This window comes from Pseudomonas sp. G1002, from assembly GCF_013385455.1.
Classification (GTDB): domain Bacteria; phylum Pseudomonadota; class Gammaproteobacteria; order Pseudomonadales; family Pseudomonadaceae; genus Aquipseudomonas.
This window is the reverse complement of sequence record NZ_JACAPY010000059.1, coordinates 8,140-27,589: the sequence shown is the minus strand read 5'-3', so window position 1 is coordinate 27,589 and position 19,450 is coordinate 8,140. Positions and strand designations below refer to the sequence as shown.

The following is a 19,450-nucleotide window of genomic DNA, read 5'->3' as shown; positions in this document are numbered from 1 at the left end:
TACTTATCCTGAAAGCAAGGGGAGGGAAGTGACGCGGAGTTTAGTCTAACTTTGTAACGATTTTGTCGTTGACACGAGAAAAGCGCGATCGGTTCAGCAAGCAGAAAGCTTGGCCGGTGTATTGGCATTGCAGGTGGCTTTGTTGACAATGGCGGCCTGTTTTTTTGCCGAGATGCCCATGCCTGCAATCCCCGATACCACCGTCGAACTGATCGAGACCGGCCCGGAACACGCCACGTTGATCGCCAACCTTTACCAGTTCTACGCCTACGAGTCCTCGGACTGGGAACAGGAAGATGTCGAGGTGGACGGTCGCTTCTACATCCATGAGGAGCACCTGGCCCGCTACTGGGAAGACCCGCGGTGGAGTGCCAACCTGCTGCTGGTCGACGGCTTCATCGCCGGCTTCCTGCTGATCGAAGGCAGCGAACTGCCGGGGATCGATGCGCTGGAACTGGCGGACCTGTTCATCCTCAAACGCTACCGCCGCAAGGGCATTGGCCGCGCCATCGCCACTCAGGTGTTGAGCAGCGGCGAGGCGAACTGGCTGGTGCGTTTCTATGATCAGGATGAAGTGAGCCAGGCGTTCTGGCGCACGGTGTTGGATAACCTGCCGCGTCCGGTGCAGGCCATCGAGTTGGATGATGAGCCGAATTTGCTGAGCTTCCTGGTGACGCGGGCGGCGCTGCACTGAGGCATCAGCTAAACGCTGCGCCAGCCCCTGCACTGAACAATGCCGCCTGCATCGCCTGTGGCGGCTGGCCGAACGCCCGCAGGAACGCCTGGCGCATGCGCTCACGATCACCGAACCCGGTCTCGCGGGCGACCACTTCCACCGGGTGCCGACTGGTTTCCATCATTGCCCGGGCGGCTTCCACCCGCAGGGATTCGATGGCCTTGGCCGGGGTTTGCCCGGTCTCCTCGCGAAACACCCGGCTGAACTGGCGTGGGCTGAGCCGCGCCACGGCCGCCAGGGCCTCGACCGAAAGGTCGTGGGTCAGGTTCTCCCGGGCGTAGGCCAGGGCCAGCTGCACACGGTCGGACTTGGGGTCGAGCTCCAGCAACGCCGATAGCTGCGACTGTTCGCTGCCACGGCGCTGGGCAATCACCAGCTTGCGCGCGATGCGGCGAGCGAGGTCGCTGCCCAGGTCGTTCTCCACCATCGCCAGCGCCAGGTCCACCCCGGCGCTCATGCCGGCACCGGTCCAGATCTGGCCGTCGACCACGAACAGCTTGTCTTCCTCCAGGCGAATCTGCGGGTAGCGCTTGGCAAAGGCCGGTGCGTGCAGCCAGTGGGTGGTGGCGCGCTTGCCTTCGAGCAATCCCGCCTCGGCCAGCACGAAGATGCCCATGCACAACGAAGCAATCCGCCGCGACTGTTTGGACGCCGCCTGGACCAGCCTCGGCAGGCTGGCGTCAGGCAGTTGGAACTCCAGGTAACCGCTGACGATCAATGTGTCATAGCCCTCGGGCCGGATCGGCGTACTGTTCACCGAGAAGCCCTGGGACGTCATGATCGGACCGCCACTTTCCGACACCAGGTGAAACTCATACGCCTGCTCGCCACGCAGCAGATTCGCGCACTCGAACACCGAGCCCAGGCTGAGGCTCAAGGATTGAAAGTTCGGGTACACCATCAGCGCAATGCTGTGCATCTCATCTCTCCAGGGGGCGCGGAGCGTTGATTGTCGGCGTGTGCCAGGGAAACGGCAACCGCCTTGGCGCAATGTCCGGAATCCTTGCGGACATGACATTGTGCGGTTTTGGCCCGGCTCCTAAGCTTGATTCCATTCCAACCCACATCACCCCGAGGCACTGGCACATGAAAGTATTGATGGTTTTGACTTCTCACGACCAGCTTGGCAACACCGGCCGCAAGACCGGGTTCTGGCTCGAAGAATTTGCTGCTCCCTACTACGCGTTCAAGGACGCCGGGGCCGACGTGACCCTGGCTTCGCCGGCCGGTGGGCAGCCGCCCCTGGACCCGGTCAGCGACCTGCCGGATTCGCAAACCGACCAGACCCGCCGCTTCGCCACTGACCCGGCGGCGCAACAGGCCCTGGCCACCACCGTGAAGCTGGAGTCGGTCAACGCCGGCGACTTCGACACCGTGTTCTACCCAGGCGGCCACGGCCCGCTGTGGGACCTGGCAGAGTCGAAAACCTCCATCGCCCTGATCGAAGCCTTCGAGCGTGCGGGCAAGCCGATTGGCTTTGTGTGCCACGCCCCGGGCGCCTTGCGTCACGTCAAGGCGGTCAACGGCGAGCCGCTGGTCAAGGGCCGACGCGTCACCGGCTTCTCCAACTCCGAAGAAGCGGCGGTTGGCCTGACCGACGTGGTGCCGTTCCTGATCGAGGATGATTTCAAGGCGCTGGGCGGCACGTATGAGAAGGGTGCCGATTGGCAGTCCTTTGTGATTGAAGATGGCCTGCTGGTCACCGGGCAGAATCCTGCCAGTTCCAGTGACGTTGCCAAAGCGCTGTTGAAGCTGACCGCGTAACCCGCTGAATCCCCCCCCAAAAGTACGTTGTTGGCGGCTCCCCTGAGCGGGAGCCGGCAGCTTCTGCCTGTCTGAAATTTGAATCCGGAACTTTCCCCCATGAGCAACAGCGCTTTAGGTACCCCGATCACACTGGGGCACCACACCCTGAAAAACCGCATCGTCCTGCCGCCGCTTACCCGCCAGCGAAGTGCCCAGCCCGGTGATATCGCCACGGACTTGATGGCGCTTTATTACCGCCAGCGCGCCACCGCCGGCTTCATGGTCAGCGAGGGCACGCAGATCGAGCCTCGCGGCCAGGGCTATGCCTGGACCCCGGGCATCTACACACCGGAGCAGATTGACGGCTGGCGTACCGTGACCGATGCCGTGCATGCCGAAGGCGGCGTGATCTTCGCCCAGCTTTGGCATGTGGGTCGCGTGTCCCATCACGAACTGCAACCCGACGGCGCAGCACCCGTCGCGCCGTCGGCGATCCAGCCGCAGCAAGCCAAGGCATTCGTTGCAACCGGGCCCGGCACCGGTAAGTTGGTGCAGCCACCCGAGCCGCGCGCCCTGGCTACCGCCGAGGTCAAGGAGTTGGTGGGGCTTTACGCCCAGGCTGCAAAAAATGCATTGGCCGCCGGTTTCGATGGCGTGGAAATTCATTCGGCCAACGGCTACCTGGTCAACCAGTTCATCTCGGCGCATTCCAACCAGCGCGACGACGAATACGGTGGCTCACTGCACAATCGCCTGCGGTTCCTGCGGGAAATCGTCGAGGCGGTGGCCGAAGTAGTCGGCCCGCAACGCCTGGGTGTGCGCTTTGCGCCGTTGTTCAGCGGCACTGACCAGGACCGGGTCTACATCGGCCTGGTCGAGGAAGACCCGCATCACACCTACATCGAGGCGATCAAGGTGCTTGAGGCGGCCGGCATCGCCTACGTGTCGATTGCCGAGGCCGACTGGGACAATGCCCCCGAGTTGCCCGAGTCGTTCCGCCAGGCGGTGCGTGACACCTTCAGCGGCCGGATCATCTACGCCGGCCGCTACACCGCAGAGCGCGGCGTGCGGCTGGTGGAGGCGGGGCTGGCAGACCTGATCGCGTTTGGCCGGCCGTACATTGCCAATCCCGACTTGCCCCAACGCCTGCTCAACGGTTGGCCGCTGAACCCGTTGAACGCGGACGGCCTGTATGGCGGCACCGAGGTGGGCTTCACCGATTACCCGGTGTATTCCGGGTAGGCACGGGCTACTCGATCGGGTATTTGCCGAATGCCGGGTGCTGCTCGGCGAAGGCTGCGTGGCGTTGCAAGTGGGGAAACGCATCGGCCTTCACGACGTCGGCTATCTTCAGCTGGGTGAATGACCAGGCGACCGCCACCGTCAGGCTCGCCTGGGTCAGCGGCAAGTCGCTGTCGCGCTCGGCCACCCGCGCCTCCAATAACGCATAGGCCGCCAGCAGTTGCCCGGTCACGCGGTCGATCCACGGCTGATGCAGTTTTTCGGCGGGCCGCAGGTGATGTTCGTAGACGATCTGCACGGTCTTTTCGCACGCTGCCAGCGCCAGGCCGATCACTTGCAGATCCCGGGCAAGCGCTGGGGCTGACGGGGGCAGCAATCGGCTGCCGGCCGGCGCCAGGGCTTCCAGGTACTCGAGGATCAGGCCGGAATCCATCAGCATCGTACCGTCGTCGAGCACCAGCGTCGGGGCCTTGACCACCGGGTTGATCCCGGAAAACTCATCGAAGGTGCTGAACACCGACAATGCCTGGTGTTCGAACGCGACGCCGTACAGTTCCAGGGAAATGGCCACGCGGCGCACGTAGGGCGAGTCCAGCATGCCGACCAGTTTCATGAAGCCTCCATTAACCGCAGTGTTTTGTTCTGATGACGTTATAAACCGTTTTTCCGCATGTTTATCAATCCACCCGCAACACAATCTTGCCGATATGGTCGCCACCTTCCATGCGCGCATGGGCCTTCGCGGCGTCGGTATAGGCATACACCTCATCGATCATCGGCAGGCAACGCCCGGCCGAGAGCACCGGCCACACGTGTTCGCGCAGTTGTGCGGCAATCGCGGCTTTTTCTTCCCGGGTGCGTGAGCGCAACAACGAGCCGGTAACGATCGCGCGTTTGCCGAGGATCGCCAGCAGGTCGATGTCCTTGGCGCGTGCGCCGCCGAGGAAGCCCAGCATCACCAGGCGACCTTCCATGGCCAGGGCGCTGATGTTGTCGTTCAGGTAGGAGCCACCCATGATGTCGAGCACCACATTGACACCCTTGCCGGCGGTCTTGTCAGCGATGACCTCGGCGAAATTCTGTTCCCGGTAGTTGATCGGCTCGGCTCCCAGTTCGCGGATGGCGGCGCATTTTTCCACGCTGCCGGCGGTGGCGAACGCTTCGATACCGAACTCGCGGCAGAGCATCAGCGCGGTGGTGCCGATGCCGCTGGTGCCGCCATGGATCAACACGCGCTGGCCTTTATGCGCACCGCCGATGCCGAACAGGTTGGCCCATACGGTGAAGAAGGTTTCCGGGATCGCTGCCGCCTGAATCCAGTCCAGGCCATAGGGAACCGGCAAGGTCTGGCTGGCGGGCACTGCGCAGTACTGCGCATAACCGCCGCCATTGGTCAGGGCGCACACCTTGTCGCCCAGCGCGTACTCGCTGACGCCTTCGCCCAGCGCGACCACCACACCGGCCACTTCCAGCCCGGGAATCGGGCTCATGCCGGGTTTCATCGGGTACGTGCCGGCGCGTTGCAGGGCGTCCGGGCGATTGACGCCGGCGGCGTGCACGCGGATCAGCACTTCGCCGGGGCCGGCGACAGGTACCGGCTCCTGGCGTGGCTGCAGGACTTCGGGGCCGCCGGGGCTGGTGATTTCGATCAGGGTCATTTCGTGGGGCAGATTCATTTGAGCGCACCTGTAGCAATGAACGTATGGGTTGGGACCGCGCCCGTTACCGAGCGGTTCAGCCTGCTGGCGATCCTGGGTGTTTTCTCTGGTGCCCAGCATAGCCGTGATGAGTGATGCAATAATGCTGCGATTACACGTCACGCTGATGCAAAAATGCATTGAAGGGGAAAGCCATGAATTGGGACGATGCGCGGGTGTTCCTCGCGGTGTGCCGCGAGTCCACACTGCGCGGGGCCGCGCGGGTGCTGGGGGTGGATCAGGCCACCGTGGGGCGACGGGTCAATGCCCTGGAAAAGTCCCTGAACGCAACATTGTTCCTGCGCACCTCCGAAGGCTATGCGCTGACCGCCGTGGGTGAGGCCGCGTTGCAATCGGTGGAGAACATGGAGCGCTCGGCCCTTGACCTGGAGCGTCAGGTCCTGGGCCTGGACGACCGCCTGACCGGCACCGTACGGGTGACCACTACCGATTCCCTGGCCATCGACTTCCTGATCCCGGCCATTGCCCGGCTGCACGATGCGCACCCTGACGTGCGCGTGCAGATGGACGCTTCGACCCAGTTGCTTAACCTGGCCAAACGCGAAGCCGATATCGCGGTGCGCAATACCCGCCCGGACAACCCCGACCTGATCGCCCGGCGCATCGCCCGCTGGCCGGTGGGGCTGTTTGCCTCGCAGGCGTATATCGATCGGCACGGCGCACCCGAACCGGGCAGCCTGTTCGAAGGACACGACCTGGTGGTGTACCAGCCGCACCTGCAAAGCCAGAAGGACCTGACCCTGGTCAGCGAGCCGCTGGGACGCGGGCGTATTGTTGCGGCCTTGAGTTCAAGCCTGTTGGTTCGCCGCTCCATCGCTGCAGGGATCGGTATCGGTGAGGTTCCGATAGTTTCCGGCGAACGCGACGGCCTGGTGCGGCTGTGGCCGGACCGTACGCGGCCGTTGCCCTACGATGTGTGGCTGGTGACCCATGCCGACCTGCGGCACACCGCCCGGGTGCGGGTGGTGATCGACGAGATCGTCGCGGGGTTTGCCGGCACCGGGGAATAGTACGACTGCCTGAAAAGGCCGGGTGTCAGCCCGGCCAGAAATAAGCCGTCGCAGGAGAACGCAATCGGCTCAGCGTTGCAGGAAGGCCAGCAGATCTTCGTTCAAGGCTTGCTGGTGGGTCACCGCAAAACCATGGGGGGCATCCTTGTACACCTTCAACTGCGCGCCTTTGATCATCTGCGCGGCGACCTTGCCGGTAGTTTCGAACGGCACGATCTGGTCGCCATCACCGTGGATAACCAGGGTTGGCACGTCGATCCTGGCCATGTCCGGGCGGAAATCGGTTTCCGAGAACGCGGTGACGCAATCCACCGTCGCCTTGAGCGAGGCGAGCAGGGCGATGTTCAGTGTTTGAGTCAATACACCGCTGGAGACCTGTTGGCCCTTGTTGATGCCATAGAACGGCGTATTGAAGTCTGCCAGGAACTGCGCGCGATCCTTCAGCAACGCGGCCTTGAACCCGTCAAACGCTGCCATCTCGACACCTTGCGGGTAATCCGGCTTTTGCCCGAACAGCGGCGTCACCGCCCCCAGCAACACCAGCCCGGCCACGCGCGCGCTGCCATGGCGGGCGATATAGCGGCTGACATCGCCGCCGCCCATGGAGAAGCCCACCAGGGTCACGTCCTGCAGATCCAGATGGTTGATCAACTGGGCGATATCGTCGGCAAAGGTGTCGTAGTCGTTACCGGTCCAGGGCTGGTCCGAGCGGCCAAAACCACGGCGGTCGAACGCGATGGTGCGGTAGCCGCGGCTGCTCAGGTACTCCATCTGGTATTCCCACATATCGGCATCCAGCGGCCAGCCGTGGCTGAACAGCACCGGTTTGCCGGTGCCCCAGTCCTTGTAGTAGAGCTCGGTACCGTCTTGTGTGCGTAGGGTGCTCATGGCAAAACTCCTTGGGTGAGAGGGCAGCCAATACTATAGGCGCAGAATCTGACGAGGGACTTGTATGCCTGTGCTCGGTTGAACGGTTCAGCGTCTATGCTGGTCAACTGCTTTCTACCGTCTGAACAAACAGGTGAACGAAATGGCCAAGACTTACAGCTACGCCGCTCGTGACTCCAAGGATTCGCTCAAACCCTTCACGTTCGAACGTCGCGCCCCCGGGGCCGATGATGTGCAGATCGACATCCTCTATTGCGGCGTCTGCCACTCGGACCTGCACACCGTACGCAACGAATGGAAAAACACCTTGTACCCGTCGGTACCGGGCCATGAAATCGTTGGACGGGTGACCGCCGTGGGCGCCAATGTCAGCAAGTTCAAGGTGGGCGATTTGGCCGGTGTCGGCTGCATGGTCGACAGCTGCCAGCACTGCGAATCCTGCGCCGAGGGCGAGGAGCAGTATTGCGAAAACGGCTTCACCGGCACCTACAATGGCCCGGCTTTTGGCGGCGAAAACACCTTCGGCGGCTACTCGGACAATATCGTGGTCAAGGAGAAGTTCGTCCTGCGCATCTCCCACGACGAGAGCAACCTGGCGGCGGTCGCGCCGCTGCTGTGTGCAGGCATCACCACCTACTCACCGCTGCACCACTGGAACGTCGGGCCGGGCAAGCGCGTCGGCGTTGTCGGCCTCGGTGGCCTGGGCCATATGGCGGTGAAAATCGCTCATGCCATGGGCGCCTACGTGGTGCTGTTCACCACCTCGCCGAACAAGCGCGAAGACGGCCTGCGACTGGGGGCCGATGAAGTGGTGGTGTCGAAGAACGCGGACGAAATGGCCAAGGTTGCCAACTCCCTGGACTTCATCCTCAACACCGTGGCCGCGTCCCACAATCTCGACGCCTTCCTCAACCTGCTCAAGCGCGACGGCACCATGACCCTGGTGGGCGCCCCGGATAGCCCGCACCCGTCACCGACCGTGTTCAACCTGATCTTCAAGCGTCGCAGCCTGGCCGGGTCGTTGATCGGTGGCATCCAGGAAACCCAGGACATGCTGGATTTCTGCGCCAGGCACGGGATTGTCTCGGACATCGAGATGATCGACATCCAGGGCATCAATGACGCCTACGAGCGCATGCTCAAGGGCGATGTGAAGTATCGGTTCGTGATCGACATCGAGAGCCTGAAGAAAGAAAAACACGCGGCCTGATTGATCGCCGCCGATCCCTGTAGGAGCGGGCTGGTGTGGGAGCGGGCTTGCTCGCGAAGGCGGTGTGTCAGTCGCTCAATAGGCTGGCTGAACCACCGCTTTCGCGAGCAAGCCCGCTCCCACCCAAGCCCGCTCCCACATTTTGATCTTCGCCGGTTTCTAGGCCGACAGGTGCTCATACAAAATCGTCGCACCCACCAGCATCAACACCACGCCGCCAACCATCTCGGCGCGCTTGCCGACCACAGTCCCCAACACCCGGCCAAGCATCATGCCGATGGTTACCATGGTCATCGTCGCCAAGCCGATCGCCGCAGCGGCCACCAGGATATTCACGTCGACAAACGCCAGGCCTACGCCCACCGCCAGGGCATCAATGCTGGTGGCAAACGCGGTCACGGCAAGAATCATGAACGAGTGCTGGCTCGGTTTCTCTTCCTCTGGATCATCGGCCTTCAAGCCGTTGTAGATCATGTGCAGGCCCAGGGCTACCAGCAGGGTAAAGGCGATCCAGTGGTCCCACTGCTCCACCCAGCGAGTGGCAGCCTGGCCGATAGCCCAGCCGATGATCGGCGTGATCGCTTCAATCACACCAAAGATCAGCCCGGCCCGCAGGGCTTCGGTCAGGCGTGGTTTGTGCAGGCTGGAACCTTTGCCAATGGCCGCCGCAAAGGCGTCCGTGGACATGGCAAGGGCGAGAAGAATCAGGGAAATGGGGTTCACGGTAAGGCTTCCAGTCGGGCTGTATGAGTCAACGACACAACCACACGCCCGACTTCAGGCATGGATGTGTCGCTGGTCTCACCAACCAAAATGGTGTTCGCACCACGGCATGTTGCCGAGAATGTTGATACGAACGCTTCGAGAATCCGAAGCAGGCTACTCCCCAACGAGGTGGCGGATCATAGCCGCGCAATCATGAAAATTTCGTTAAGGACGCCTCACGGATGTTCCAGGTGACAGCGCACCTGCTGACTCATCCCACCCGTCAACCGCTGCGGCCGCTCACAGCCTTGTGTACGCCTCGGGCAGCGGTCGAGAAAGAAACACCCACCCGGCAACACCCGGTTCCCCGGCAGCTCTGTCGGTGCACTGACATACGCGTCGTCCAGCGCCACCCCCAGCTTGGGCACCGCCTCCAGCAACAGCTGGGTGTACGGATGCTTCGGCTGCTCCAGCACTTGCTCGGCACACCCCAGTTCCACGATCTGCCCCAGGTACATCACCGCCACCCGGTCGGCCATGTGCCGCACTACCGAAACGTTGTGGGAGATCAGGATGTAGGTCAGCCCCAGCCGCCGTTGCAGCTCGGCCAGCAGGTTGAGGATTTGCGCCTGCACCGAGATATCCAGGGCCGAGGTCGGCTCGTCCAGCACCAGGATGCTCGGGTTGGACGCCAGCGCGCGGGCGATGGCGATCCGTTGGCGCTGGCCACCGGAAAACTGGTGCGGGTAACGGTCCAGGTATTCGGCACGAATGCCTACCTGCGCGGCGACCTTGGCGGCGATGGTGCGCATTTCACTCTTGGGCGTGTCGCCAAGGGCGAACAGCGGCTCGGTGATGATTTTCCAGATGGGCAGGCGCGGGTCGAGGGACGATTGCGGGTCCTGGAATACGATCTGCACATGCCGGTGGCGTTCCCGGGCACTTTCGTAGACCCAGTCCACTTCACCGTCACTGGGCTTGACCAGGCCCATCAGCAACTGGGCGAGGGTGCTTTTACCGCAGCCGGACTCGCCGACAATCCCCAGGGTTTCCCCACGGCGCACCTGCAAGTCGATGCCGTTGAGGGCGTGGGCATAACCGCGCGGGCGGCCCAGCCAGTCGGTTTTTACCGGGAACTTGACCCGTACATCCCGCAAAGCCAGCAGTGAATCTTGAGACACGGTCATTGCACCGACTCCCCGGCAGTCAGCCAGCACGCACTTTTGCGGGTGCCGGCAGGGTTGATCAGGTCCAGGCGCGGGCGCTCGATGCATTGGCTCATGGCCTGGGGGCAGCGTTCGCGAAAGGTGCAGCCTGAGGGCAGGGCGGCAAGGTTGGGCACCTGGCCGGGGATGGTCAGCAGGTCGTCGCCGGGTTTCACCTGTTCCGGCAAGCCGCTGAGTAACCCTTGGGTGTAGGGGTGGCGCGGGTCGCTCATCACCTGGGCGGTGGGGCCTTCTTCCACCACGGCGCCGGTGTACATCACATACACCCGGTCGCAGAACTGCGAGACCACAGCCATGTCGTGGGTGATCAGCAGGATCGCGGTGCCGCGTTCCCGGGCTTTTTCCCGCAGCAGCAACAGCACCTGGCGTTGCACGGTGACGTCGAGGGCAGTGGTGGGCTCGTCGGCGATCAGCAACTGAGGGTCGCAGGAAAATGCCAGGGCGATCATCACCCGCTGGCGCATGCCGCCGGAGAGTTCGAAGGGGTAGCTGTCGAGCACTTGCTCGGGGTCGGCGATGTGCATGTCCCGCAGCAGGGCGATGGCCTTGGCACGGGCGGCGGCCTTGCTCAGGCGCTGGTGGTGGATGATCACATCGAGCATCTGCCGGCCAATGCGCCGGGTCGGGTTCAGCGCGGTCATCGGCTCCTGGAAGATCATCGCCGCGTCACGCCCGCGGATCTGCAGCAGCTCCTTCTCGCTGGCACCGAGCATGTCGCGGCCGAGCATCTGCAAGCTGCCGGCGGTGATCCGGTAACTGCGCTCCGGCAGCAGGCGCAGGCTGAGCATCGCGGTCACGGATTTGCCGGAGCCGGATTCACCCACTACGCCGACGACTTCGCCGGGGTTGACGTGCAACGACACGCCGTTGAGTGCCTGGACGTTGTTGCGGTAAGCCGGGAATTCCAGGCTCAGGTTGTCGATGGCAAGCACTGCCGGACTGGACATGGTCATTTCCCCTGTTGCCGTGGGTCGAGCAGGTCACGAACACCGTCACCCAGCAGGTTGAAGCCGGTCGCGGTGACCAGGATCGCCAGCCCCGGAAAGGTCGAGTACCACCAGTTGTCGAGAATGAAATTGCGCCCGGTGGCAACCATCGCGCCCCATTCGGCGGTGGGCTGCTGTGCCCCCAGGCCGATGAAACCCAGGGCCGAGGCCATCAGGATCGCGCTGCCGATGTCCAGGCTCAGTTGCACCAGCAACGGCGGCATCGCATTGCGGCCCACGTGCCACGACACGATGTGCCAGCGCCCGGCGCCGAAGGTCTGGGATGCCTTGACGTAGCCCATCTGGCGAATGCTCAGGGCCTGGCCCCGGGCCAGGCGCACATAGAACGGGATGCGCACCACGGTGATCGCCAGCATCGCATTGAACAGGCTCGGGCCCAGTGCGGCGGCCAGGGCCATGATCAGCACCAGGGACGGCACCGACAGCATGATGTCCATCAGGCGCATGATCAGGCTGTCGAAACGCCCGCCGATAATCCCCGACAGGCAGCCCAGCAGCCCGCCCACCAGGCAGGACGAAAACGCCACGAACAGGCCCACGCCCACCGACTGGCGGCTGCCGTACAGCACCCGGCTGAACAGGTCGCGGCCGACTTCATCGGTGCCGAACCAATGTTCGGCGGAGGGCTCGGCCAGGCGTTGCGCCAGGTTCAGGGCATTGGGGTCATGGCTCGCCAACCAGGGCGCGAAGGCCATGCAGATCAGCACGATCAAGGTGATGGTCAGGCCGGCGATGGTCAGCGGGCTGCGGCGTATTTGATAGCCCAGGTACTCCATTCGCGCACGCCAGGTGGGGCGCTGTTCCAGGGGCACCGGTACGGGCATGGTCAGGGGAGCGGTCATTTCAATTCACCTCGCCGATGCGCGGGTCGACCACCCGGTAGAGCAGGTCGATCAGCATGTTCAGCAGTACATAAATAAACGACACCAGGATCGCGAAGCCCATCACCGCCGGGAAATCCAGGGACTGGATCGACTTCACCACATAGGCACCCATGCCCGGCCAGGCGAACACGGTTTCGGTCAGCACCGCGCCGTACAGCAGGTCGCCGAGGGTCAGGCCGAGCACGGTGATCGACGGGATCAGCGCGTTGGGCAAGGCGTGGCGCAGGATCACCGCCCAGCGCGACAGGCCGTACGCGCGGGCGGTACGGATGTAGTCCTCGCCCAACTGGTCGAGCATCGCCGAACGAATCTGCCGGGCGACTACGCCGAGGTTGACGAAACCCAGGGTGACGGCGGGCAGGATCAGGTGTTCCAGGGCATTCAGGAACAGTGGGATATCGCCGGCCAGCAGCGAGTCGATCAGGTAGAACCCGGTGATGGTGCGCGGTGGTTCGAGGCCTTCATCCAGCCGCCCGCTGCCGGGCAGCCAGCCGAGCTGGCCGTAGAACAACACGATCAGGCCCAGGCCGAGCCAGAAGGCCGGCGTGGAAATGCCGGTAACCGCCAGCGTTCGGGCGATCTGGTCGATGGCGCGGTTGTGATACACCGCTGACAGCACCCCCAGCGGTACGCCCACCAGTACCGAGAGCAGCAGGGCGGCGACTGCCAGTTCGAGGGTCGCGGGGAAGAACGCTTTCAGGTCTTCCAGCACCGGGCGGCTGGTGCGGATCGAGGTGCCGAGGTCGCCGTGCAGCAGGTCGCTCATGTAGCGGCCGTATTGCTGGTACAGCGGCAGGTCGAGGCCCAGTTGATGGCGGATGTTCTCGACAATGGCGTCGCTGGCCCGGTCGCCGGCAATCAGGCGCGCCGGGTCACCCGGGATCAGGTGGGAGATGCAAAAGGTAATCAGCGAAACGCCGACGACGACCAAAATCAGGCCGAACAGGCGTTTGCGCAACATATTCAGGAAGGCCATGAGGGCTCCTCGGTAACGCGAGACATTTGGATCAGGAATACAGCCTGGAAAACACAGCAGGTCCAGTGTGGGAGCGGGCTTGCTCGCGAATACGGTGGGTCAGTCATACATCGGGTAACTGATACACCGCTTTCGCGAGCAAGCCCGCTCCCACATTTGATCGCGTGTTACTTACTGATCTCAGCCACGTTGAACACCTGCTCCAGCATCGGATGGAACACATAACCCTTCACCGAATCACGCATCGGCAGGGTGTAGTTCTTCTGATAGAGGTAGGCGTATACGCTGTCCTTGAGCACGATCTTCTGGGCTTCCTGGTACAGCTCGGTGCGCTTGGCCGTGTCGTTGTTGGCGGCCGCATCGCGAATCAGCTTGTCCACCACCGGGTTGCTGTAGAACGAACGGTTGCCCGGCAGGCCTTGCAGGGAGGAGTCGAACCAGAAGTTCATGTACATGTAGGGGTCGGAGAAGTCCGGTGCCCACGAGCCGATGGACACGTCGAAGTCACCCTTGCCCAGGCGCTCGCGCATGGTGGCGTTGGCCAGTTTTTCCATCTTCAGGTTGATCCCCAGCGGCGCCAGGCTGGCTTGCAGGGTCAGGCCGATGGATTCCCAGTCCGGGTCCTTGTCGGAGTACATGTAGTTCAGGTTGGTGATTTTTTCCGGGAGTTTCTTCAGGTTCGCGCCCGCGCTGTCCAGGTCCTGTTTCATCAAGGGCAGGCTCGGGTCATTGGCCCACATGCCGGCAGGAATCGGCCCGTTCATCAACTTGGCCTGGCCCTTGAGGATGCCGTCGACAATGCCTTTGTAGTCCACCGCATCAACGATCGCCTGGCGCGCATTCTGGTTGTTCAGCGGGGCTTTCTGGTTGTTCAGGTACAGGTAGGTCACCCGCAGCGACGGGAACTCCTTGATCACCACGTCTTTCTTTTTGGCCAGGTTGGTGAACTGGTCCTGGGGCATGTCTTCGGCGATGTCCAGGTCACCGCGTTCCAGTTGCAGGCGGCGTACCGAGGCTTCGCTGATGATCTTGATCACCACCTTGTTCAGCGCGGGCTTGGTGCCGGCGTAGTAGGTGTTGGGTTCCAGGGTCAGGCTCTGGCCTTTCTGCCAGTTGCTCAGGCGAAAGGCGCCGGAGCCGGCGGTGTGGGTGGAGAGGTAGGCGTTGACGTCGCCCTGTTTCACCACGTCCGGGTTGATGATGCCGGCGCCGTTATGGGCGAGGGTGTAAAGGAAGGGCGCGTAGGGCTTGGCCAGGGTGAACCGCACGGTGAGCGGGTCGACCACGGTGACTTTCATGTCATCCGGGAACGCGCCCGACGGGCCTTGCTTGAGCAGCATCACGCGGTCGAAGGAGAACTTCACCGCATTGGCGTCGACCTCGGCGCCGTCATCGAACTTGTTGCCGGGCTTGAGTTTGAAGTCCCACACCAGACCGTCGGCCGAGGTGGTCCAGCTGTCGGCCAGGTCGCCCTTGACCTCGGTGCTGCCCTTGCCGTTTTCGACTTTGTAGGCCACCAGCTTCTGGTACGCCGGGTACGTCACCGCCCAATCATTGTTGTCGATGGTCACGGCCGGGTCGAGGGTTTGCGGGTCGGCGGCCTTGCCGATCATCAGGGTGTCTTTGGGGGCGGCGGCACTTGCCGATTGCCACGCGCCCAGGCTCAGGGCGGCGCACAGCAGGGAGAGTGCGAGGGTCTTGCGGTTGCTTGGGGTCATGCCGGTTTCCTTGATTATTTAGAGGAAAAAGCGGGTTGGTTTATTTTTATGAAATCTATAACCGGGCAGTTGGAGCTAAAGGGTGCTGCTCATTATTGTGATGGTACGGTCCTTGTGATCAGTGTGACTCCTCAATTAGTGGGAAAAGTTCGGCATCCGGCAATTCGTAATGCCACCACTCGGTGGCAATCGCCTTGAAGCCGGCGCCAAGCATGATGCCCAGCAACAGCAGGCGGTTGCGCTGCACCTGCGGCGGCAGGTCGGGGTAGAACTGGTGGGACTTGGGCTCCATGGCATCAAACGCCGTGCCCATGTCCAGTGGGGTGCCGTGTTCATCAATCAGCGTCAGGTCGACGGCCACGCCACGGGTGTGGTGCGAGCCCAGGCGCGGGTCGCGCACGTAGTCCGGGTTGGGCAGGGCCTGCCACAACAGTTGCTGGGCGTAGGCAGGGCGATAGGCGTCGTAGATCAGCAACGTCATGCCGGCCTGGCGTGCCAACAGGCTCGCCTTGCGCAGGCAGGCCGCCGCTTCGGCGTGCAGCAGGCAGCGGGCATTGCGGTAGATCACGGTGCCTGCCAGGTTGTCGGCACTGGCGTAGATCAGGTCGACCTGTACCGGGTATTCCGGTGGGGCGATTTCTACCAATGGGCTGGTTTTCACTCAAAGATTTCCTTTCCAGGGTCAGGATTCGAACTGGCCGAAGGCCTGTTGCAGGGCGCGGTTTTTTGCCAGGCGTGCATCCAGTCGCTCGCCGTAGCGGTCAGCGACGGCAGACACCATCAGGTTGAACAGGCACGTCAGGGGCGCCATGGAGTCCCAGAACTGGCCGACATCGGTTTTCAATTGCAGCAGGTCCAGGTCGTAGTCCCGGGCCCAGGGGCATTGCAAGTCAGTGATCAGCGCCAAGGGTAGACCCTGGGCGTTCGCGGTCTCGCAGAACGTGGGCGTGATGCTGGAATAGGCGCGGAAGTCCGCTGTAATGGCGTAGGGTTTTTCAAAGCCGGAGTTCAGGGTCTCGGCGTAGATCCCCGACAGGCCATCGACGTAATAGACCTTGGGACGGATGTATTCCAGGTGACTGTGGAACGCATTGAGGATGCCCCGGGTGGACTGGATACCGAGGATGAACACGGCGTCTGCATCCACGATGTGCTGCACGATGTCGGCGAAACCCTGGCTGCGGGCCAGGCCGTACACATGCTGGATGGCTTCGATCTCGCGGTTGAGGGAACGGTCGAGGGCGTCTTCCTGATCGTTCTCCTGGCGAAACGCACCCAGGCGGTCGGTGATCAGCCAGGAGGCTTGCGGGTCGCCGCGCAGGCCTTGCTTGACGTCATCGAGGTTGCGATAACCCAGGGTTCGCAAGAAACGCCCCACTGAAATCCCGGTGGTGCCGGCTTGCTGGGCGATGCTGTCGGCGGTTTCGAACGGCAGCTGTTGCAGGTTGCCCAGCAGGTAGGTCGCGATGCGCTTGCCGGTGGGCGTCAGCGTCGGGAACTGCTGTTCCAGCGTGCGCTGGAAGCTGTTTTTATCCATGACGTTTTCGCGCAGGCCGGTCATTGATGTTACTCATGTTTCATGATTTTGATGTCTGTTAGAAACATAACATCGGCAATCGCGATAACACAATGGCTTTTTTTGCACTGGGCGGGCAGGGGGGGACAAGCGGCGATCAAGGCCGCTGGGGTTTCACCGAAGTACCGAACGTATTGCCCATGCGCACACTGGTCGCTGCGGGTGTAGAGAGCCCGATCTGGTTCGGCTTGCGTTTGTCGATGGGCACCTGTTGCGCTTGCTGGTTCTTTTGCGTGGCCTTGGCGGCGTCCGGGAGGTTGCCCATCTGCTGGCTCAGGCAGCCATAGTCCGGTGCCTTGTAGCCATCCACATTGACCTCGGTGCAGCCATTCGGCGTTCCTTCGGCGTGGGCCATCAGTGGCAGGGCAGCACACAGCAACAGGCTGGCGAGGGTCGGGAACAGGTTCATCGGTGCCTCCTGGCGAGCCCTGGGAAATGGGCCGGTATGGCTCAAAAGTGTAGTGCAGCGGGCTGCCCGTCACCGTGATGTTTTTTTTGCTGGCACCGTAACATCAGGTTCATAAACTGGCCTCAGGATGACGGTTTTGTAGGCTATGTCGGACGTGTTGCGATGCTGAGCAGGGGGGCTTGGAGGCGCGCGGGCTGCTGCCTGGCTCTGCTGTTGGGGCTGGCGCAGACCGTGCGCGCCGAAGTGACCCTGGACCTGCCCGCGCAGAACCTGGATAGCGCCCTGCAGGCGTTCAGCCATGCCACCGGCATGGCGGTGCTGGTGGACCGCGAGTTGACCCGGGGCCGGCGCTCCATCGGCGTGCATGGCCGCTACAGTGCGCAGCAAGCCCTGGGCCTGCTGCTGACAGGGAGTGGCCTGATGGCGCGTTATGCCCGCAGCGATGCGTTCACCCTGCAAGTCCCCGAGGTCAGCCAGCCGGCCACGACGCGGGGGCTGAAGGCAGGGCATGCAGCACGGATCAACAACAGCTATGCCGCGGCCTTGCAGCAGGCGATCGAACGCAGTTTGTGCCGTTCGCCGCTGACCCGCCCCGGCAGTTTCCGGGCGCTGGTGCAGGTGTGGGTCAACGGTGACGGGGTGATCGAACACAGCCGCCTGGTCAGCTCCACCGGTGACCTGCAGCGTGACGAAGCGCTGGTACGCGGCCTGGGCGCCACCCGGGTCGAACGCCCGGCGCCCAGTTCGCTGCGCTTGCCGGTGACCTTACTTTTGATGCCCGATTCAACAGGAACACGCATGGAATGCACAGCAGGGGAAGGAGTTTCCGGGGCATGAAAGATACCGGCCACAGCATGATGGTCAGCCTGTTCCTGGCGTCCTACGAGGACTTCAAGGTACGCCTGCGCAAGCGCCTCGGGTCCGAGGACCTGGCCAACGACGTGCTGCACGAAACCTACCTGCGGGTCGACCGCATGGACATGCCGCCGAACCTGGCGCAACCCAATGCCTACCTGTATCGAATGGCGCTGAACATCGCCGCTGACCGACGCCAGGCGGATGCGCGACTGTTGACCGGCAGCGAAGTCGAAGAGCTGCTGCAAACCGTCGATGAAGCCCAGGACCCGTCGCGGGTGGTGGGTGGCCAGCGGGAAATCCAGTCTTTGCTCAAGGCCCTCTACGAACTGCCGGCGCGGCGGCGCCAGATCCTTATCGCTGCACGTCTGGAAGAGGCGCCACACCTGGAAATCTCCAGGCGTTTCGGGATTTCCACGCGCATGGTCGAAAAGGAAATCAAGGCGGGGCTGGGCCACTGTGCGCAGCGCCTTGAAAGAAAAGTGATCCAGCGGTTCGGTCCCGGGGCCGGAAAACCGTCTTAGTGATTGAGTCCCTGATAATCCGTTGAGTACCTGCGCGCTTGAACATTTTTAACCTCTCCGCTGCCCGTGCTGCGCCCGACAGCCCCCTGCACGATGAAGCGCGTGACTGGCTGGTGCTGCTGACGTCGGGCCAGGCCACCGTTGCCGATGCCAAGGCGTTGCGCCAGTGGTGCGCCCAGAGCCCGGAGCATGCCCGGGCGTTCGAGCAGGCCAAGGTGTTGTGGCAGCAATTGGCTCCCGCCGCCGAGCAGTTTTCCCGGCCGCGGCATTTTGGGCGGCGGGCGTTTTTGGGCGGGGCGATTGCGGCGTCGGCGGCGGTGTTGATGGTGCGGGTGACGGTGCCGGGTGGGTTTGCCGGGTTGACGGCGGATTACCGCACCGAGGTCGGGGAGCAGCGGCGGGTGGAGTTGGGTGATGGGGTTCGGCTGGAGCTCAATACGCAGACGCGGATCAGCCGGCGTGAGGGTGGGATTGAGTTGTTGGAGGGGGAGGTCGAGGTGCTGGCCGATGCTGCGATGCCGCTTCAGGTTCAGGCGGGTGGAGGGTGGTTGAGTGCGGCTCGGGCGCGGTTCAATGTGCGCAATACGGATCACAGTGTGTGTGTGACGTGTATTGATGGGGCGCTGTTGGTGGGTGTTGGGGGGCGTACGGTTCGGCTTGAGGGTGGGCGGCAGCTGACTTATGACGCCAGCGGTGTGGGTGAGCCGGTGGCGGTGGACGTGCAGGCTGTGGTGGCTTGGCGGGAGCAGGTGCTGGTGTTTGATAATGCGACGCTGGCGACGGTGGTGGATGAGATCAATCGCTATCGGCCGGGGATGTTGCTGCTGATGAATGCGCAGTTGGGCAAGCGGCGGGTGCAGGCGCGGTTTAGTCTGCATCAGTTGGCGGGGGTGGCGCTTTTGATTCGCGATGCGTATGGGGCCAAGTGTACGGAGTTGCCTGGCGGTGTTGTTTTGTTGAGTTAGATCGGTGTGCATATCCGTTATTGGGGTAACGAGCAGAGCGAAAACAGATCTGCTT

General features: G+C 62.9%; 21 protein-coding genes and 1 riboswitch. Of the genes, 8 read left to right on the top strand and 13 right to left on the bottom strand.

Annotated elements, in window-relative coordinates; translation table 11 throughout:
- Positions 1–187: 187 nt before the first annotated feature.
- Complete coding sequence (locus HX801_RS31000) at positions 188–694, top strand: GNAT family N-acetyltransferase (RefSeq protein WP_177023371.1); 507 nt, start codon at positions 188–190, stop codon at positions 692–694.
- A gap of 4 nt (positions 695–698) precedes the next feature.
- Here HX801_RS31000 and HX801_RS30995 read toward each other — a convergent pair whose 3' ends face one another.
- On the bottom strand, positions 699–1,655 hold the full coding sequence (locus HX801_RS30995) for a GlxA family transcriptional regulator (protein WP_003220105.1): 957 nt from the start codon (positions 1,653–1,655) through the stop codon (positions 699–701).
- Between the two features lie 167 nt (positions 1,656–1,822).
- Between HX801_RS30995 and HX801_RS30990 the strand changes: the two genes are divergently transcribed.
- Together HX801_RS30990 and HX801_RS30985 are read left to right on the top strand one after the other, a co-directional pair.
- Positions 1,823–2,500, top strand: a complete 678-nt coding sequence (locus HX801_RS30990; protein WP_102606095.1) for a type 1 glutamine amidotransferase domain-containing protein — start codon at positions 1,823–1,825, stop codon at positions 2,498–2,500.
- 99 nt (positions 2,501–2,599) lie between these two features.
- Complete coding sequence (locus tag HX801_RS30985; RefSeq protein WP_177023364.1) at positions 2,600–3,724, top strand: alkene reductase; 1,125 nt, start codon at positions 2,600–2,602, stop codon at positions 3,722–3,724.
- A 7-nt stretch (positions 3,725–3,731) separates the two neighbouring features.
- Here HX801_RS30985 and HX801_RS30980 read toward each other — a convergent pair whose 3' ends face one another.
- On the bottom strand, positions 3,732–4,337 hold the full coding sequence (locus tag HX801_RS30980; protein WP_177023363.1) for a glutathione S-transferase: 606 nt from the start codon (positions 4,335–4,337) through the stop codon (positions 3,732–3,734).
- Positions 4,338–4,401: 64 nt separating this feature from the next.
- On the bottom strand, positions 4,402–5,400 hold the full coding sequence (locus tag HX801_RS30975; protein WP_177023362.1) for an NAD(P)H-quinone oxidoreductase: 999 nt from the start codon (positions 5,398–5,400) through the stop codon (positions 4,402–4,404).
- 176 nt (positions 5,401–5,576) lie between these two features.
- On the opposite strand from HX801_RS30975, the gene HX801_RS30970 reads away from it, so the two are divergent.
- Positions 5,577–6,452, top strand: a complete 876-nt coding sequence (locus HX801_RS30970) for a LysR family transcriptional regulator (RefSeq protein ID WP_008431428.1) — start codon at positions 5,577–5,579, stop codon at positions 6,450–6,452.
- A gap of 69 nt (positions 6,453–6,521) precedes the next feature.
- Here the strand turns inward: HX801_RS30970 and HX801_RS30965 are convergent, their stop codons facing one another.
- Positions 6,522–7,340, bottom strand: a complete 819-nt coding sequence (locus HX801_RS30965; RefSeq protein WP_003220116.1) for an alpha/beta fold hydrolase — start codon at positions 7,338–7,340, stop codon at positions 6,522–6,524.
- A 142-nt stretch (positions 7,341–7,482) separates the two neighbouring features.
- Between HX801_RS30965 and HX801_RS30960 the strand changes: the two genes are divergently transcribed.
- The gene (locus tag HX801_RS30960; RefSeq protein WP_003220118.1) at positions 7,483–8,550 is read left to right on the top strand and encodes an NAD(P)-dependent alcohol dehydrogenase; all 1,068 of its coding nucleotides are present in this window, start codon (positions 7,483–7,485) and stop codon (positions 8,548–8,550) included.
- A gap of 159 nt (positions 8,551–8,709) precedes the next feature.
- Here HX801_RS30960 and mntP read toward each other — a convergent pair whose 3' ends face one another.
- The 9 genes from mntP to HX801_RS30915 form a co-directional block, all read right to left on the bottom strand.
- Positions 8,710–9,273 (bottom strand): manganese efflux pump MntP, encoded by a 564-nt coding sequence (mntP, locus tag HX801_RS30955; RefSeq protein ID WP_003220119.1) that lies wholly within the window; start codon positions 9,271–9,273, stop codon positions 8,710–8,712.
- Between the two features lie 10 nt (positions 9,274–9,283).
- Positions 9,284–9,450, bottom strand: a riboswitch (yybP-ykoY riboswitch).
- A 41-nt stretch (positions 9,451–9,491) separates the two neighbouring features.
- The gene (locus tag HX801_RS30950) at positions 9,492–10,442 is read right to left on the bottom strand and encodes an oligopeptide/dipeptide ABC transporter ATP-binding protein (protein ID WP_003220120.1); all 951 of its coding nucleotides are present in this window, start codon (positions 10,440–10,442) and stop codon (positions 9,492–9,494) included.
- A complete protein-coding gene (locus tag HX801_RS30945; RefSeq protein WP_032898749.1) occupies positions 10,439–11,434 on the bottom strand; it encodes an ABC transporter ATP-binding protein in 996 nt (331 codons plus the stop codon). The genes HX801_RS30950 and HX801_RS30945 overlap by 4 nt, the downstream gene beginning before the upstream one ends.
- Positions 11,431–12,312: a D,D-dipeptide ABC transporter permease gene (gene ddpC / locus HX801_RS30940; protein WP_032868129.1), complete on the bottom strand. Its 882-nt coding sequence runs from the start codon at positions 12,310–12,312 to the stop codon at positions 11,431–11,433. Before ddpC ends, HX801_RS30945 begins: the two co-directional genes overlap by 4 nt.
- Before the next feature lie 19 nt (positions 12,313–12,331).
- A complete protein-coding gene (locus HX801_RS30935) occupies positions 12,332–13,348 on the bottom strand; it encodes an ABC transporter permease (RefSeq protein WP_008431420.1) in 1,017 nt (338 codons plus the stop codon).
- A gap of 167 nt (positions 13,349–13,515) precedes the next feature.
- Entirely contained in the window at positions 13,516–15,066 is a 1,551-nt protein-coding gene (locus tag HX801_RS30930; protein WP_177023361.1) for an ABC transporter substrate-binding protein, read from the bottom strand.
- A 118-nt stretch (positions 15,067–15,184) separates the two neighbouring features.
- Positions 15,185–15,727: a D-alanyl-D-alanine dipeptidase gene (gene ddpX / locus HX801_RS30925; RefSeq protein ID WP_087694901.1), complete on the bottom strand. Its 543-nt coding sequence runs from the start codon at positions 15,725–15,727 to the stop codon at positions 15,185–15,187.
- 21 nt (positions 15,728–15,748) lie between these two features.
- Positions 15,749–16,603, bottom strand: a complete 855-nt coding sequence (locus HX801_RS30920) for a MurR/RpiR family transcriptional regulator (RefSeq protein ID WP_032898755.1) — start codon at positions 16,601–16,603, stop codon at positions 15,749–15,751.
- 136 nt (positions 16,604–16,739) lie between these two features.
- Complete coding sequence (locus HX801_RS30915) at positions 16,740–17,051, bottom strand: hypothetical protein (protein WP_177023360.1); 312 nt, start codon at positions 17,049–17,051, stop codon at positions 16,740–16,742.
- A 162-nt stretch (positions 17,052–17,213) separates the two neighbouring features.
- Between HX801_RS30915 and HX801_RS30910 the strand changes: the two genes are divergently transcribed.
- From HX801_RS30910 to HX801_RS30900, 3 genes are read left to right on the top strand one after another with little or no spacing between them, the layout of a single operon-like run.
- Positions 17,214–17,888 (top strand): secretin and TonB N-terminal domain-containing protein, encoded by a 675-nt coding sequence (locus HX801_RS30910; protein WP_087694899.1) that lies wholly within the window; start codon positions 17,214–17,216, stop codon positions 17,886–17,888.
- Positions 17,885–18,430 carry an RNA polymerase sigma factor gene (locus HX801_RS30905; RefSeq protein ID WP_008431413.1) on the top strand — a complete coding sequence of 182 codons (546 nt, stop codon included), beginning with the start codon at positions 17,885–17,887 and terminating at the stop codon, positions 18,428–18,430. The genes HX801_RS30910 and HX801_RS30905 overlap by 4 nt, the downstream gene beginning before the upstream one ends.
- Positions 18,431–18,468: 38 nt before the next feature.
- On the top strand, positions 18,469–19,395 hold the full coding sequence (locus tag HX801_RS30900; RefSeq protein WP_177023359.1) for a DUF4880 domain-containing protein: 927 nt from the start codon (positions 18,469–18,471) through the stop codon (positions 19,393–19,395).
- Positions 19,396–19,450 lie beyond the last annotated feature (55 nt).

What these genes read in the sequence shown, in the direction of transcription:
- HX801_RS30935 (WP_008431420.1), bottom strand. Translation starts at nt 13,348, where the DNA reads ATGGCCTTCCTGAATATGTTGCGCAAACGCCTGTTCGGCCTGATTTTG.
- HX801_RS30905 (WP_008431413.1), top strand. Translation starts at nt 17,885, where the DNA reads ATGAAAGATACCGGCCACAGCATGATGGTCAGCCTGTTCCTGGCGTCC.
- HX801_RS30915 (WP_177023360.1), bottom strand. Translation starts at nt 17,051, where the DNA reads ATGAACCTGTTCCCGACCCTCGCCAGCCTGTTGCTGTGTGCTGCCCTG.
- HX801_RS30975 (WP_177023362.1), bottom strand. Translation starts at nt 5,400, where the DNA reads ATGAATCTGCCCCACGAAATGACCCTGATCGAAATCACCAGCCCCGGC.
- HX801_RS30950 (WP_003220120.1), bottom strand. Translation starts at nt 10,442, where the DNA reads ATGACCGTGTCTCAAGATTCACTGCTGGCTTTGCGGGATGTACGGGTC.
- HX801_RS30965 (WP_003220116.1), bottom strand. Translation starts at nt 7,340, where the DNA reads ATGAGCACCCTACGCACACAAGACGGTACCGAGCTCTACTACAAGGAC.
- ddpC (WP_032868129.1), bottom strand. Translation starts at nt 12,312, where the DNA reads ATGCCCGTACCGGTGCCCCTGGAACAGCGCCCCACCTGGCGTGCGCGA.
- HX801_RS30910 (WP_087694899.1), top strand. Translation starts at nt 17,214, where the DNA reads ATGCTGAGCAGGGGGGCTTGGAGGCGCGCGGGCTGCTGCCTGGCTCTG.
- HX801_RS30995 (WP_003220105.1), bottom strand. Translation starts at nt 1,655, where the DNA reads ATGCACAGCATTGCGCTGATGGTGTACCCGAACTTTCAATCCTTGAGC.
- HX801_RS30960 (WP_003220118.1), top strand. Translation starts at nt 7,483, where the DNA reads ATGGCCAAGACTTACAGCTACGCCGCTCGTGACTCCAAGGATTCGCTC.
- HX801_RS30985 (WP_177023364.1), top strand. Translation starts at nt 2,600, where the DNA reads ATGAGCAACAGCGCTTTAGGTACCCCGATCACACTGGGGCACCACACC.
- HX801_RS30945 (WP_032898749.1), bottom strand. Translation starts at nt 11,434, where the DNA reads ATGACCATGTCCAGTCCGGCAGTGCTTGCCATCGACAACCTGAGCCTG.
- HX801_RS30920 (WP_032898755.1), bottom strand. Translation starts at nt 16,603, where the DNA reads ATGGATAAAAACAGCTTCCAGCGCACGCTGGAACAGCAGTTCCCGACG.
- HX801_RS30970 (WP_008431428.1), top strand. Translation starts at nt 5,577, where the DNA reads ATGAATTGGGACGATGCGCGGGTGTTCCTCGCGGTGTGCCGCGAGTCC.
- HX801_RS30990 (WP_102606095.1), top strand. Translation starts at nt 1,823, where the DNA reads ATGAAAGTATTGATGGTTTTGACTTCTCACGACCAGCTTGGCAACACC.
- HX801_RS30930 (WP_177023361.1), bottom strand. Translation starts at nt 15,066, where the DNA reads ATGACCCCAAGCAACCGCAAGACCCTCGCACTCTCCCTGCTGTGCGCC.
- HX801_RS30980 (WP_177023363.1), bottom strand. Translation starts at nt 4,337, where the DNA reads ATGAAACTGGTCGGCATGCTGGACTCGCCCTACGTGCGCCGCGTGGCC.